This is a genomic window from Streptomyces sp. IBSBF 3136, assembly GCF_036815105.1.
Classification (GTDB): domain Bacteria; phylum Actinomycetota; class Actinomycetes; order Streptomycetales; family Streptomycetaceae; genus Streptomyces.
Genome location: NZ_JAJSZC010000207.1, coordinates 1 through 13,857 on the forward strand (window position 1 = coordinate 1; position 13,857 = coordinate 13,857).

General features: G+C 71.5%; 12 protein-coding genes and 2 tRNA genes. 11 read left to right on the forward strand and 3 right to left on the reverse strand.

From position 1 onward, the window contains the following. From V7E45_RS31795 to V7E45_RS31805, 3 genes are all read left to right on the forward strand, one after another. The coding region (locus V7E45_RS31795) for an AIM24 family protein (RefSeq protein WP_333777695.1) at positions 1-1,004 on the forward strand (1,004 nt) is incomplete at its 5' end. 11 nt (positions 1,005-1,015) lie between these two features. Next, positions 1,016-1,696 carry an AIM24 family protein gene (locus tag V7E45_RS31800; protein WP_333777696.1) on the forward strand — a complete coding sequence of 227 codons (681 nt, stop codon included), beginning with the start codon at positions 1,016-1,018 and terminating at the stop codon, positions 1,694-1,696. A gap of 17 nt (positions 1,697-1,713) precedes the next feature. Then, a complete protein-coding gene (locus tag V7E45_RS31805; protein ID WP_333777697.1) occupies positions 1,714-2,469 on the forward strand; it encodes an AIM24 family protein in 756 nt (251 codons plus the stop codon). 82 nt (positions 2,470-2,551) lie between these two features. Here V7E45_RS31805 and V7E45_RS31810 read toward each other — a convergent pair whose 3' ends face one another. Together V7E45_RS31810 and V7E45_RS31815 are read right to left on the reverse strand one after the other, a co-directional pair. Continuing rightward, positions 2,552-3,067 carry an NUDIX hydrolase gene (locus V7E45_RS31810; protein WP_333777698.1) on the reverse strand — a complete coding sequence of 172 codons (516 nt, stop codon included), beginning with the start codon at positions 3,065-3,067 and terminating at the stop codon, positions 2,552-2,554. After that, the gene (locus V7E45_RS31815) at positions 3,064-4,512 is read right to left on the reverse strand and encodes a zinc-dependent metalloprotease (protein WP_333777699.1); all 1,449 of its coding nucleotides are present in this window, start codon (positions 4,510-4,512) and stop codon (positions 3,064-3,066) included. Before V7E45_RS31815 ends, V7E45_RS31810 begins: the two co-directional genes overlap by 4 nt. Positions 4,513-4,705: 193 nt before the next feature. On the opposite strand from V7E45_RS31815, the gene V7E45_RS31820 reads away from it, so the two are divergent. The 4 genes from V7E45_RS31820 to V7E45_RS31835 all read left to right on the forward strand — a co-directional run bounded on the left by V7E45_RS31820 (position 4,706) and on the right by V7E45_RS31835 (position 7,903). After that, positions 4,706-5,815 (forward strand): SDR family oxidoreductase, encoded by a 1,110-nt coding sequence (locus V7E45_RS31820; RefSeq protein WP_333777700.1) that lies wholly within the window; start codon positions 4,706-4,708, stop codon positions 5,813-5,815. Between the two features lie 145 nt (positions 5,816-5,960). Beyond that, positions 5,961-6,422 (forward strand): molybdenum cofactor biosynthesis protein MoaE, encoded by a 462-nt coding sequence (locus V7E45_RS31825; RefSeq protein WP_333777701.1) that lies wholly within the window; start codon positions 5,961-5,963, stop codon positions 6,420-6,422. Between the two features lie 159 nt (positions 6,423-6,581). Next, the gene (locus tag V7E45_RS31830; RefSeq protein ID WP_333777702.1) at positions 6,582-6,755 is read left to right on the forward strand and encodes a hypothetical protein; all 174 of its coding nucleotides are present in this window, start codon (positions 6,582-6,584) and stop codon (positions 6,753-6,755) included. Between the two features lie 50 nt (positions 6,756-6,805). After that, positions 6,806-7,903, forward strand: a complete 1,098-nt coding sequence (locus V7E45_RS31835) for a YlbL family protein (RefSeq protein ID WP_333777703.1) — start codon at positions 6,806-6,808, stop codon at positions 7,901-7,903. 74 nt (positions 7,904-7,977) lie between these two features. Here V7E45_RS31835 and V7E45_RS31840 read toward each other — a convergent pair whose 3' ends face one another. Further along, complete coding sequence (locus tag V7E45_RS31840; RefSeq protein WP_333777704.1) at positions 7,978-8,520, reverse strand: PPA1309 family protein; 543 nt, start codon at positions 8,518-8,520, stop codon at positions 7,978-7,980. Positions 8,521-8,683: 163 nt separating this feature from the next. Between V7E45_RS31840 and V7E45_RS31845 the strand changes: the two genes are divergently transcribed. The 4 genes from V7E45_RS31845 (at position 8,684) to V7E45_RS31860 (ending at position 13,851) form a co-directional block, all read left to right on the forward strand. After that, positions 8,684-11,566 (forward strand): UPF0182 family membrane protein, encoded by a 2,883-nt coding sequence (locus tag V7E45_RS31845; protein WP_333777706.1) that lies wholly within the window; start codon positions 8,684-8,686, stop codon positions 11,564-11,566. Positions 11,567-11,607: 41 nt separating this feature from the next. Beyond that, positions 11,608-11,681: transfer RNA gene (locus V7E45_RS31850), tRNA-Met, on the forward strand. Positions 11,682-11,887: 206 nt separating this feature from the next. Further along, positions 11,888-13,699: a tetratricopeptide repeat protein gene (locus V7E45_RS31855; protein ID WP_333777705.1), complete on the forward strand. Its 1,812-nt coding sequence runs from the start codon at positions 11,888-11,890 to the stop codon at positions 13,697-13,699. 78 nt (positions 13,700-13,777) lie between these two features. After that, positions 13,778-13,851 (forward strand) — tRNA-Met (locus V7E45_RS31860). The last annotated feature ends 6 nt before the right edge of the window (positions 13,852-13,857 follow it).

A 13,857-nucleotide genomic window follows, 5' to 3' on the forward strand; every position in this document is an offset into this window, starting at 1 on the left:
GGGATGCTGCGCTCCTTCGACTACGCGGCCCGGGCGCGCCGCCCCCGGCGCCCGCACCGAACATGCACGGGGCGCCGACGGTCATCGCCCCGCTGACCCCGCCGCCCGGCGGCACGGTCCCGCCGCCGGCCCCGGCCCCCGCGCCCTACGGCCAGCCGCAGCAGCCGTCGTACGGCGGTCAGCCGGGCGCGCCGATGCCTCCGGGCTACGGCCAGCCGCCCTCCTACGGCGGCCAGCCGGGCGCGCCCATGCCCCCGGGCTACGGCCAGCAGCAGCCCTACGGTCAGGTACCCGGCCAGCAGACCACCCCCTACGGCGTGCCGCAGGGCGCCCCGCAGGGCGGTGCCGGGGTGTCGGCCGCGCTCCAGAAGTTCAAGGAGACGCCCACCGGGCAGCGCTGGACCCAGCAGAACAGCAAGCTGATCCGCGTCGACCTCGGCATCGGCGGGCAGCCCGTGCTGGCCCGGCAGGGCAGCATGGTGCTCTACCAGGGCAAGGTCGACTTCAGCTACAAGGGCGCCGGTTTCGCCGGTCGCCTCGTCGGCAACGCCACCGGCCAGGAGATGCAGCTGATGCGCTGCACCGGCCAGGGCCAGGTGTTCCTCGCCGAGAACTCCACCCACGTCCACCCCGTCGAACTTCAGGGCGACGCGATCTGCGTCTCCGCCGAGAACGTCCTCGCCTTCGACGAGAGCCTGCAGTACGAGGTCCGTCGCATCGAGGGCCACGGCATCCCCGGCGGCGCGCTGTTCACCATGCAGTTCCAGGGCACCGGCACCATCGTCGTCAAGACGCACGGCACGCCCGTCGTGCTGCCGGTGACCCCCACGACCTTCGCCGACTGCAACGCCGTGGTCGCCTGGTCGGCCGCCTCCCAGGTGATCGTCTCCAGCCAGGTGCGGATGCGCCGCAACGCCTACCCGGGCGACACCGGGGAGAGCGTCAACCTCCAGTTCCGGGGCGCGCCCGGCAACTTCATCGTCGTCCAGCCGTACGAGGTCTAGGGGAGCCCGTCATGAACCAGCCACTCGCGGGCTACGCCCCCGCACCCGTCACGGCCCGCATGGACAACCACGGCAACCACATGCTGAAGGTCGCCATGCAGACCGGGAACGACCTCCTCGCGCGCGTGGGCTCGATGGTCGCCTACGAAGGCTTCATCCAGTACGAGCCCAACCCGCCCGCCGTCCGCCAGATCGCCCGCGACTGGATCACCGGCGAGGGCGCCCCGCTGATGAAGTGCAGCGGCGACGGACTGCTCTACCTCGCCGACTACGGCGCCGACGTCGTCGTGATCAACCTGAACGGCGACGGCATCTCCGTGAACGCCACCAACCTGCTCGCCTTCGACGCCCACCTCACCTGGGGGGTGGAACGCGTCAAGGGGCTCGCCAAGTTCGCCGGGCAGGGCCTGTGGAACACGAAGATCTCCGGGCAGGGCTGGGTCGCGCTGACCTCCCGGGGCAAGCCGATCGTCGTCGACTGCGGCGGCGGCGAGGACGAGACCTACGTCGACCCCGACGCGCTCGTCGCCTGGTCCCCGAACCTGAGGGTGAAGGGCAAGCGCAGTTTCAAGGCGCAGTCGTTGATCGGCCGGGGCAGCGGTGAGGCCTACCAGATGGCCTTCTCCGGCCAGGGCATCGTCGTCGTCCAGCCCAGCGAGGACAGCACCGACCGCCTTCGGTTCCGGGGCTGAGGGGGAGTCAGAACACCATGCAGAGCCCGCTTTTCGCCCACAACGACGCGCAGACCCAGGAGCGCTGGAGCCTGCAGAACAAGCAGATGCTCCGGGTCACCCTGGAGGGGCACGACGACATCCTCGCCCGCAAGGGCACCATGGTCGCCTACCAGGGACTCGTCGAGTTCGACGCCGAGTACCGCAGCAACGGCCAGGCACGCGCGCGTGCGCTCACCGGAGAGGGCCTGGACCTGATGCGCTGCCACGGGCAGGGCACGGTCTTCCTCGCCAACCTCGCCCAGTACGTGCACGTCATGGACGTCGAACAGGACGGCCTGACGGTGGACAGCAGCTACGTCCTCGCCATGGACTCCTCGCTGCACCACGAGGTCATCGCCGTCGACAGCCTCTACGGCATCTCCGGGTCCGGGAAGTACCAGCTCAACATCACCGGCCGAGGCAAGGTGGCCCTGATGACCTCGGGCGCCCCGCTGCTGATGCAGGTCACGCCCGACAAGTACGTCAACTGCGACGCGGACGCGATCGTCGCCTGGTCCACCGGGCTGCGGGTGCAGATGCAGGCCCAGACCCACTCCTCGGGCGTGTGGCGGCGGCGGGGCAACACCGGTGAGGGCTGGGAGCTGAGCTTCATGGGCTCCGGGTTCGCGCTGGTGCAGCCCAGTGAGCTGCTGCCGCCGCAGAACGCCGCGATCGGCCAGGGCGTCGCCGCGCAGTTCGGCATGGGCCAGCACGGGGCGCGGGGCCAGAACCAGGGCAACGTCTGGAGCTGACCGGCCGCCGGAGCGACGTGCGGGGCGGCCGCCGTGGCGGCCGCCCCGCATCGCCGGGCGCCTCACGGCGCCCGGCCGCCGGTCAGAGCCTGGCGCGGGTGGCCTCCACCAGGCGCACGACGGAGGCGTCGGCCACGTCGGCCACCTCGTCGTAGGCGAACCAGCGCAGGTCCAGCGACTCGTCGCTGATCGCCTCCACGGCGCCGGCCGGGGCGAGCGCCGCGTACTGGACGTCGAGGTGCCAGGCGCACGGCGTGTGGTGCCGGTCGAGGCGGACCGGGCCGCCGGGCAGCAGGTTCAGCCCGGCGACGCCGGACTCCTCGGTCGCCTCGCGCAGCGCCGCGTCCGCGAGCGTGGCGTCGGACGGCTCGCAGTGGCCGCCCATCTGCAGCCACATCCGCAGCTTGCGGTGCAGGGTGAGCAGCACCCGGCCGCGCTCGGCGTCGATCACGAGCGCGCTCGCCGTGATGTGGCCGTCGCCGCACGCCTTCCACATGCCGTCCGGATGCGCGTCGAGGTGGTCCAGGTAGACCTGGCGCAGCTCCTCCTGGTCCCCGTACCCCTTGAGGGCGAGGACCGCGTCGTCATGGAGGCTCACTCGGTGCCGTCGCCCTTCGCCCCGCCGTCGCCCTCGGCCTCGCCGTCGTCCTGCTTCCTCAGGTCGGGCTTGCCGGCCGCCTCGCCGAGCATCTTGTCGAGCTCGGAGAAGTCCGGCTGCTCGCGGTGCACGAAGCCGTCCGGGTCGTCGAGGTCGGTGGCCGTCGGCAGCATGTCCGGGTGGTGCCACAGGTCGTCGCGGCCGTCGACGCCGCGCGCGTCCGTGAGCGAGGCCCACAGCCGGGAGGCGTCACGCAGCCGGCGCGGGCGCAGCTCCAGGCCGATCAGCGTGGCGAACGTCTGCTCCGCCGGGCCGCCGGTGGCGCGGCGCCTGCGCAGCGTCTCGCGCAGAGCGTCGGCGGACGACAGACGCGGTTTCGCGGCCGCGTGGACCACCGCGTCCACCCAGCCCTCGACGAGCGCCAGAGCCGTCTCCAGACGGGCCAGGGCCGCCTTCTGCTCGGGCGTGTCCTCCGGCTGGAACATGCCCTGCTGGAGGGCGTCCTGCAGCTGCTCCGGGTTCTGCGGGTCGAACTGGCCGACCACGTCCTCCAGCTTGGCCGTGTCGACCTTGATGCCGCGCGCGTACCCGTCGACCGCGCCGAACAGGTGCGAGCGCAGCCACGGCACGTGCGTGAAGAGACGCTGGTGGGCTGCCTCGCGCAGCGCCAGGTAGAGCCGCACCTCGTCCTGGGCGACGCTGAGGTCCTTGCCGAACGCCTCCACGTTGGCCGGCAGCAGCGCGGCCTTCCCGGACGGTCCCAGCGGCAGGCCGATGTCGGTGGAGCCGACGACCTCGCCCGCGAGCACGCCCACGGCCTGCCCGATCTGGGTGCCGAACATGGCGCCGCCCATGGAGCGCATCATGCCGATCAGCGGGCCCGCCATGGCCTGCATCTCCTCCGGCAGGACGTCGCCCATGGCCGCGCCTACCCGCTCGGCGACCGGGTCGACCAGTTCCTGCCAGGCGGGCAGGGTCGCCTCGACCCACTCCGCGCGGGACCAGGCCACGGCCGTGCCGGCGCCCGACGGCAGGGACGTCACGTCGTCCAGCCACAGGTCGGCCAGGCGGACGGCCTCCTGGACGGCGGAGCGCTCGGAGGCGCCGACGCTCGCGTCCTTCACGCCGTCCGGCGTGCCCTGGGCGACGGTCTGGCGGGCGATCTGCTTGGCCATGTCCCAGTTCACCGGGCCGCCCTCGTAGGAGAGCATCTGGCCCAGCTGCTGGAACGCGGCACCCAGGTCGGTGGGGTTCAGGGAACCGAACATCGCTGCGAGCGGATTGTCGGCGCCGGGGCCGCCAAAGCCTCCGGCTCCGGACTGCCCGAAACCGAACGGGTTGGCCGGTCCCTGCCCACCACCGCTCTCCTGGTCCTTCTTCTTGCCCTCGTCGCCGTCTTCCGGCTCCTCCGGCGGAAGGCCGAATCCGAATGGGGTGTCACTCACGGGGTTCCTCGGCTGGTAAGGCCACCGGTGTCTCTCCGGCGGCGCGGCTGCCCGACAACACCACCCAGCGTAGACACCCGGACCCGATCGGGCCTCGGTGCTTCGTCCTGTGAAGGCCTGCGGCAGGATGGATGCACCTGGTACGTGCGCGTCACTCGGCGCCCGTACTGAAGACAACCGCTGGAGACGCCCGGTGAGTTCCCCAGATCCGCAGGTTCGCGCAGCGCGAAACCCGTCAACCACTCCCCGCGTGCGCGGACCCGTCGTCGCCGTCACCGGCGCCGCCCGCGGAGTGGGCGCGCTGCTCACCGAGCGGCTCGCGGCCTCCGAGGAGATCAAGCAGGTCATCGCCATCGACGAGCGGCGCGGGGAGTGCGAGGCCGCCCAGTGGCACATCCTCGACGTGCGCGACCCCGCGATCGCGGACAAGCTGCGTGGCGCGGACGTGGTGGTGCACCTGGCGCTCGACCTGGACCTCGGCAGCGACACGGCCGCGCGCACCGCCTACAACGTGCGCGGGACGCAGACCGTGCTGACCGCCGCCGCGGCCGCCGGTGTGCACCGGGTGGTGCTGTGCACGTCCGCGATGGTCTACGGGGCGCTGCCGGACAACGAGCTGCCGCTGTCGGAGGACGCGGAGCTGCGGGCCACGGCCGAGGCCACCGGGGTCGGGGACCTGCTGGAGATCGAGCGGCTGGCCCGCCGGGCCCCGCGCGCGCACCCGGGGCTCAACGTCACCGTGGTGCGGCCCGCGGTGCTCGTGGGAGGCACGGACACCGCGCTCACCCGGTACTTCGAGTCGCCCCGGCTGCTCGTGGTGGCCGGATCGCGGCCGGCCTGGCAGTTCTGCCACGTCGAGGACCTGTGCGGGGCCCTGGAGTACGCCGTCGTGGAGAAGGTCGAAGGAGAGCTGGCCGTCGGCTGCGACGGATGGCTGGAGCAGGAGGAGGTCGAGGAGCTGAGCGGGATCCGGCGGATGGAGCTGCCGTCCGCAGTCGCGCTCGGCGCCGCCGCCCGCCTGCACCGCATCGGCCTCACCCCCTCCCCGGCCGGGGACCTCGCCTACACGATGTACCCGTGGGTGGTCAGCGGGAGCCGGCTGCACGACGCCGGGTGGCGGCCGCGGTGGACCAACGAGGAGGTCCTGGCGGAGCTGCTGGAGGAGGTCGCCGGGCGGCACACGGTCGCCGGGCGCCGACTGGGCCGCAAGGACGCGACGGCCGCCGGTGCCGCGGGCGCCACGGTGGCCCTGCTGGGCGCGGCCGCCGTGGTCCGGCGGGCCCGCAAGGCCCGCCGGCGCTGAGCCGGGCGGTCCGTGCCCGAGGGCCGGCCCCGCGGTCCGGGCCGGTCCCTTCCGCCGCCCCTGTAGGAGGCTCCAAACGGCACCGCGCGCGTGCCTGGTGAAAGTCGTATTCCGGCGTGTCACCGGGATGCGGCACGATGGGGGCATGGCATCCACGCACGATCACCCCGGTGAGCAGGTCGCCCAGGACCCCGTCAAGCTGATCGCCGTCCGGGAGACCGCGCTGTCCGTGGACGAGGTGTACCGGGCCGTCGGGGACGACGCCGCCGGCGGCATCGCGCTGTTCGTGGGCACCGTCCGCAACCACGACGGCGGAGCCGACGTCGACGCGCTCGGGTACTCCTGCCACCCCAGCGCCGAGGACGAGATGCGGCGGGTCGCCGAGAAGGTCGTCGCCGAGTACCCGGTGCGGGCCCTGGCCGCGGTCCACCGGGTGGGAGACCTGCGGGTCGGGGACCTCGCCGTCGTCGTGGCCGTCTCCTGCCCGCACCGCGCGGAGGCCTTCGAGGCGTGCCGCCGGCTGATCGACGACGTCAAGCACGAGGTGCCCATCTGGAAGCACCAGACGTTCTCCGACGGCACCGAGGAGTGGGTCGGCGCCTGCTGACCCCCGCCGCGGCCGCCGGTCCCGGCCGCGCCTCGGTCCACGTTGGGCCCTCCGGGTACTGCGGTTGCGTAACCGCACCCCTCACGTGAGCGTTGTCAGTGCGGGTGGTTAATCTGCTGATCACTCAGTTGCGGACGCTCATGGGGTAGGGAGGTCGGCATGGCGGCACTCGTCTGGTTGCTGATTCCGTTTGTCGCTGCGGTCTGTGCCGGGCTGTGGGGCAGTTGGGCCAACCGCACGCGCAAGGCACGCAGCGACGGTCCCGAACTGGACGGGTACGCGCGGTTCCGCGAGGCGATGGAGAAGTCCCACACGGGTGCGCGCGGCGCCTGACAGGGGTGCCCTGACGGTGCGCTGACAGGGCCGTCCCGTACTGTCGTGGCATGCCACGCCGCACCGCGACGATGCTCGCCTCCACCCTGATGCTGATCGCGCTCCTGTGCGCGGGAGTGCTCATCCCCGTGCCGTACTCGGAGATGTCCCCGGGGCCGACCGTGAACACGCTCGGGGATCACGAGGGCGAGCCGGTGCTGCAGATCGCCGGGCACAAGACGTACCCGACCGACGGCCATCTGAACATGACGACCGTCCGGGTCACCAGCGCCGACTTCCGGATGAACCTGGTGGAGGCCGTCTACGGCTGGCTGGCGCACGACAGCAAGATCGTCCCGCATGACACGCTCTACCCGGACGGCAAGACGGAGGAGCAGTCCAGCCAGGAGAACGCCGAGGAGTTCAGCCAGTCCCAGGAGAGCGCCAAGGTCGCCGCGCTGAAGGAACTGGGCGTCCCGGTGAAGTCCTGGGTGATCGTCTCCACCGTCGTCAAGGGCTCGCCGTCCGAGGGCAGGCTGCACGCGGGTGACGTGATCAAGGCCGTCGACGGCACGGCGGTCAAGCAGCCGTCCGACGTCGCCAAGCTCGTCACCCGGCACAAGCCCGGGCAGAAGGTCGTCTTCACCGTCGTCCCGGTCAAGGACCAGGCCGCCGCCGAGAAGGCGCACCGGACGGCGACCGGCACCCAGGACGTCACCATCACCACGACGACCTCCGACGACAGCGGCGCCAAGCGGGCCATCGTCGGGATCTCCGCCGGGACCGACCACACCTTCCCGTTCACCATCGACGTCAAGCTCGCCGACGTCGGCGGCCCCAGCGCCGGCCTGATGTTCGCGCTCGGCATCTACGACAAGCTCACCCCCGGCAGCCTCACCGGCGGCAAGTTCGTCGCCGGCACCGGCACCATCGACGACGGCGGCAACGTCGGGCCGATCGGCGGCATCGAGATGAAGACCGTCGGCGCGCGCGACAAGGGAGCCCAGTACTTCCTGACCCCCGCCGACAACTGCGCGGCCGCCGCCAAGGACACCCCGAGCGGGCTCACCCTGGTCAAGGTCAAGACCATCGCGGACGCCCTCGGCGCCCTGAAGGACATCCGCGACGGCGACACCGCCGCGCTGCCGAAGTGCACCACCGGCAGCTGACCCGTCGGTCCCGGTACGCGGCTGGGGGCGCCCCTGTGACAGGGGCCCCCCCAGTGCCGTACGGGTGGAGCGGATCAGTCCTCGAACGTGACGGACAGCGCCTGGGCCAGACCCGGCACCAGGTCGGGGCCCGTGAGGACCTCCGTCGAGGAATCCTTCTCGCGCAGGCGCAGCGCCGAGTCGCGGGTGCCGTCGCGCAGCACCGCGACCGTCATGCGGACCTCCTGGCGCTCGGGGTGCTCGGCCACCCACTTGGCCAGCTTGGCCTCGCTCAGCCCCTGCGGGACCTGCGCCTCGGCCGACGGGGGCAGCATCAGGCGCTCCACCGTGAGCGCGCACCCGACCACCGCGTCCGGCCAGGCGATGGTGCCGAGGAACTCGTCGAGCGGCTTGTCCGTTGGAACCTCGTCCTGCTCGATCGGGGTGAGACCGGTGGTCTCGGGCTCGTCCGCCAGGCCGAGCTGGGCCGCGAGGGCGGGTTCCTGGGACCGCAGCCGTGCGGTGTCTACGAGGGCGAAGAGGCGAGCGGGCTGGTCCCAGCCGAGGCCGGAGGCGTACTCGTCGATCTCGAGTACGGCCCGGGTGAGCGGGTTCGCTGCCATGGGAGTGTTGGACATGGTCACAATCCTGCCTCGTTCCCGGCCGGAATCGGGAACCGGCTAAACCGTGAGTAAGTTGCATAGGTGTGGGCCCGCGATCACCGGGCCACACGGGGGCCCGCGAACACGGGGGCCTGACGTATCGACAGCGAACTTCGAGGTGCGCACCTTGGCTTTCCAGATGCCGGACCGCGGCGGAGGCCCGACGGGGCCGCGGATCAGAGCGGGACGCCCGTCCCGGCGGGCCCGGACCCTGCTCATGACACTGGGCGTCCTCGCCGTCCTCGGCATGGCGTTCACCATGTTCGCGGGCTTCTGGACGGACTGGCTCTGGTACCGGTCGGTGCACTACTCGTCGGTGTTCACCACCACGCTGTGGACGAAGATCGGGCTGTTCTTCGTCTTCGGCCTGCTGATGGCCGTCGCGGTGGGCTTCAACATCTGGCTCGCGCACCGGCTGCGGCCCCCGCTGAGCGCCATGTCCCTGGAACAGCAGAGCCTGGACCGCTACCGGATGGGCATCGCGCCCTACAAGACGTGGCTGCTGCTCGCCGTCACCGCCCTCGTCGGGCTGATCGCGGGCGCCTCGGCGGCCGGCCAGTGGCGCACCTGGCTGCTGTGGGTCAACGGCGTGCCCTTCCACCAGAAGGACCCGCAGTTCCACCTCGACGTCGCCTTCTACGCGTTCGACCTGCCCTGGTACCGGTTCCTGCTGGGCTTCGGCTTCGCCGCCGCGATCCTCTGCCTGATCGCCGCGGCGCTCACCCACTACCTGTACGGGGGGCTGCGCGTCACCAGCCCCGGCGCGCGCGCCACGGCCGCCGCGACCGGGCACCTGTCCGTGCTCCTCGGTGTCTTCGTCGCGCTGAAGGCGGTCGCCTACTGGCTCGACCGGTACGGACTCGCCGTCAAGTCCAGCGACTTCAAGGCCACCGACAACTGGACCGGCCTGCGCTACGTCGACGCCAACGCCTATCTGCCCGCCAAGACCATCCTGTTCTGCATCGCCGTCATCTGCGCGCTGCTGTTCTTCGCCACCCTGTGGCGGCGCACCTGGCAGCTGCCGGTCATCGGCTTCGGACTGATGGTCCTCTCGGCGATCCTGATCGGCGGCCTGTACCCGGCCATCGTGCAGAAGTTCCAGGTGCAGCCGAACGAGCAGGCCAAGGAAGCCCCGTACGTCCAGAAGAACCTCAAGGCGACGCGGGACGCGTACGGCATCGACGACACCAAGGTCAGCGAGTACTCGGGCAAGTCCACCACGCCGGACAAGACCGTGCTGCGCGACCAGGTCGACGACACCGCCAGCCTGCGCATCCTCGACCCGAACATCGTCTCGCCGACGTTCCAGCAGCTCCAGCAGATCCGGAACTACTACGGGTTCCCGACCAACCTCGACGTCGACCGGTACCCGAAGAACGGCAAGGACCAGGACACCGTCATCGGTCTGCGCGAGCTGAACCTGGACGGCGTCCCGAAGAACAACTGGATCAACGACCACTTCCGCTACACCCACGGCTACGGCGTGGTCGCCGCCAAGGGCACCGAGGCCGACGCCGAGGGCCGGCCGGTCTTCACCGAGAAGAACCTGCCGTCCACCGGCGACCTCGGCTCCTACAAGCAGCAGATCTACTACGGCGAGAAGACCACCACGTACTCGATCGTCGGCGGCCCCCAGAAGGAGGTCGACTACTCCGACGACGAGGGCGAGAAGACCACCAGCTACACCGGCAAGAGCGGTGTCAACCTCGACAACCCCGTCAACCGGGCCGCGTACGCGGTGGCGTTCAACGAGCCGCAGATCCTCTACTCGGGCGCCATCGGCAAGGGTTCGCGGGTCCTGTACAACCGCACGCCCAAGGACCGGGTCGAGGCGGTCGCCCCCTGGCTGACCATCGACGGCGACGCCTACCCGGCGGTCGTCGACCACCGCATCCAGTGGATCGTCGACGCGTACACGACCAGCAACGGATACCCGTACGCCTCCCGCACCACCCTCGGTGACACGACGGCCGACTCGCTGACCGCCACCAACAACTCCCGTGCGGTGGTGGCCCAGCAGAACCAGGTCAACTACATCCGCAACTCGGTCAAGGCGACCGTCGACGCGTACACCGGCGAGGTCAAGCTCTACCAGTGGGACACCAAGGACCCGGTGCTGAAGACCTGGATGAAGGCCTTCCCCGGCACGGTGAAGCCCCGCGCGGACATCTCCGGCGACCTGATGGCCCACCTGCGCTACCCGCAGGACCTGTTCAAGGTCCAGCGCGAACTGCTCACCCGGTACCACGTCACCGACGCGCAGACCTTCCTCAGCGGCAGTGAGGTGTGGGAGGTGCCGGACGACCCCACCAACGACTCGGGCAGCGCGGTGCCGCCGTACTACCTGAGCATGAAGATGCCGGACCAGAGCGCCCAGGCGTTCTCGCTGACGACGACGTTCACGCCCAACGGGCGGGACAACCTCAGCGCGTTCATGGCCGTCGACTCCGATCCGCGCACCGCCGACTACGGCAAGATCAGAATCCTGAAGCTGCCGACCAGCACGACGGTCGACGGACCCAAGCAGGTGCAGAGCCAGTTCAACTCCGAATCGGACATCGCCGAGACCATCAGCCTGCTCAGCCGCGGGCACTCGAAGGTCGAGTACGGCAATCTGCTGACCGTGCCCCTCGACGGGGGACTGCTGTACGCGGAGCCCGTGTACGTCCGCGGCGGCTCCCTCAAGTACCCGTTGATGCGCAAGGTCCTGGTCACCTACGAGGGCAGGACCGCCTTCAAGGACACCCTGCCCGAGGCGCTCGACGAGGTGTTCGGGGTGAAGAGTTCGACACCGCCGGACACCGGCACCACCAACCCGCCGGACACCGCCAACCCCACCGTCCGCGAAGCGCTGCAGGACGCCCAGAAGGCCATCGACGCCGGCAAGGAAGCCCTGAAACAGCCGCAGGGCCCCGACTGGGACGCCTGGGCCAAGGCGCAGAAGGACCTGGAGGCCGCGCTGAAGCGGGCCGAGGACGCGCAGACCAAGGCCGACAGGACGAACGGGAGCCACAAGGGCTGATCAACACCGTCCCGCGCCGTGGTACGGTTGATTCACAACGGCGCGGGGTGGAGCAGCTCGGTAGCTCGCTGGGCTCATAACCCAGAGGTCGCAGGTTCAAATCCTGTCCCCGCTACTGAAAACGAAGGCCCGGATCCTTACAGGGATCCGGGCCTTCGTGATGTGCGAACTCATGTGCAGAGGGGGAGGACCGCCGCGCCGCGGTGGGGAGTTGGGCGATCTGTGTTTGACTTGTCTCTCTGTGGGCATGTCGACAAAACGCTGAAGTGACCTCACAGGCTGCGGTATACCGGGTGTACCCAGGTTGCAGGTGGTGCGACGATGGACGTTATGGGGGACAAGGCAACTCTGTTCGAGACAGGGCGATTTGTGCAGCCCCCGGGTGAGGAGCCGACCCGGGGCGAGACGAACGACATGGGGGAGGACGCCGAGGAGGTCCGCCTGCGACTCGCCGCGGAGACCGGGGAGAACGAGGCGATGAGCGTCCTCGGCGCCATGCTGCTGCGCCGCGGCGACCTCGACGGGGCCGAGCCCCTGCTGCGTGCCGCCACCGCGGCCGGGGACCGGGCCGCCGCCAACAACCTCGGCGTCCTCCTGCACCAGCGTGGCTACGCCGACGAGGCCGCGGGCTGGTGGCGGATCGCCGCCGTCGCCGGCTCCGCCGCCGCCGCGCATGCGCTCGGCCGGCACCACCGCGAACGCGGTGACGAGCCCGCCGCCGAGTACTGGCTGCGCCAGTCCGCCGAGCAGGGCCACGCGCTGGGCGCCTACGCGCTCGCCGACCTGCTGGAGCACCGCGGCGACGCCGGCGCAGGGCACTGGATGCGGGCCGCCGCCGAACGCGGACACCGCGAGGCCGCCTACCGGATGGCGCGGGCACTCGACCGCAGGGCCGCCCACGAGGACGAGGCCGCGGGTGACAACGCTGTCGAGGAGGTCGAGCAGTGGTACCGGCAGGCCGCCGCGCGCGGCCACCGGCGGGCCGCGCTGCACCTCGGCGCGATCCTGGAGAAGCGCGGGGAGCTGAAGGAGGCCGGCCGCTGGTACCTGACCTCCGCCAAGGACGGCGAGCCGCAGGCCGCCTGCGCGCTCGGCTTCCTGCTGCGCGACGCCGGGGACACCGAGAGCGCGGCCGTGTGGTGGCTCAGGGCCGCCCAGGACGGCGACGGCAACGCGGCCAACGCGCTGGGCGCGCTGCACGCCGAACGCGGCGAGACGCAGACCGCCGAGCGCTGGTACCGGGCCGCGCTGGACGCCGGCGACGACAACGGGGCGTACAACCTCGGGCTGCTCTGTGCCGAGCAGGGACGGACCGCTCAGGCCGAGCAGTGGTACCGGCGGGCCGCCTACGCCGGTCACCGGGAGGCGGCCAACGCGCTCGCCATCCTGCTGCTCCAGGGCGGCGACACCGCGGGGGCCGAACCGTGGTTCTCCAAGGCGGCCGAGGCCGGAAGCGTGGACGCCGCGTTCAATCTCGGGATCCTGCACGCCGGGCGGGGCGAGCACGTGGTCGCCCTGCGGTGGTACGAGCGGGCGGCCGCGGCCGGGCACACCGAGGCCGCGCTGCAGGTCGGGATCGCCCGGCTGCGCGAGGGCGACGAACAGCAGGCCGAACGGCACCTGCGGTGCGCGGCCGGCGGCGGCAGCGCCGAGGCGGCGTACCGTCTTGCCACCGTGCTGGACGCGCGGCGGCCGCCGGAGCCCGCGCACGAGCTGGGCGAGACCGTGCACGAGAAGACCGAGTGCGAGGAGTGGTACGAGCGGGCGGCCACCCAGGGACACCGCCGGGCCCAGGTGCGGGTCGGCATGCTGGCCGCGGCCCGGGGCGACGTGGTCGAGGCGGCCCGCTGGTACAAGACGGCGGCCGAGGCCGGCTCCCGGAACGGGGCGTTCAACCTGGGGCTGCTGCTGGCCCGCGAGGGCAGCGAGCCGGAGGCGGCCGTGTGGTGGGCGCGGGCCGCCGACGCGGGGCACGGGCGGGCGGCTCTGCGGCTGGCCCTCGTCTACGCGCGTCGGGGCGAGCTGGCCGAGGGGCAGAAGTGGGCCGCCCGGGCGGTGGAGCTGGGCCCCGCCGAGGTCGCCGAGCGCGCGGGGCGGCTGCGGGACGCCCTGCGGGAGGAGCTGTCGGCGTAGCGGCGCGTGACCTGGGACACGCGCCGCCGAATGGATTTGCCTCCCCGTACCTCCCTCACGTAATGTCGTGTTCACCGACGCGGGGTGGAGCAGCTCGGTAGCTCGCTGGGCTCATAACCCAGAGGTCGCAGGTTCAAATCCTGTCCCCGCTACTGAAG

Bases quoted from the DNA above. Each gene is read 5' to 3' on its own strand.
- V7E45_RS31800 (WP_333777696.1), top strand. From the start codon at position 1,016: ATGAACCAGCCACTCGCGGGCTACGCCCCCGCACCCGTCACGGCCCGC.
- V7E45_RS31805 (WP_333777697.1), top strand. From the start codon at position 1,714: ATGCAGAGCCCGCTTTTCGCCCACAACGACGCGCAGACCCAGGAGCGC.
- V7E45_RS31825 (WP_333777701.1), top strand. From the start codon at position 5,961: ATGGCATCCACGCACGATCACCCCGGTGAGCAGGTCGCCCAGGACCCC.
- V7E45_RS31830 (WP_333777702.1), top strand. From the start codon at position 6,582: ATGGCGGCACTCGTCTGGTTGCTGATTCCGTTTGTCGCTGCGGTCTGT.
- V7E45_RS31835 (WP_333777703.1), top strand. From the start codon at position 6,806: ATGCCACGCCGCACCGCGACGATGCTCGCCTCCACCCTGATGCTGATC.
- V7E45_RS31840 (WP_333777704.1), bottom strand. From the start codon at position 8,520: ATGTCCAACACTCCCATGGCAGCGAACCCGCTCACCCGGGCCGTACTC.
- V7E45_RS31845 (WP_333777706.1), top strand. From the start codon at position 8,684: ATGCCGGACCGCGGCGGAGGCCCGACGGGGCCGCGGATCAGAGCGGGA.
- V7E45_RS31855 (WP_333777705.1), top strand. From the start codon at position 11,888: ATGGACGTTATGGGGGACAAGGCAACTCTGTTCGAGACAGGGCGATTT.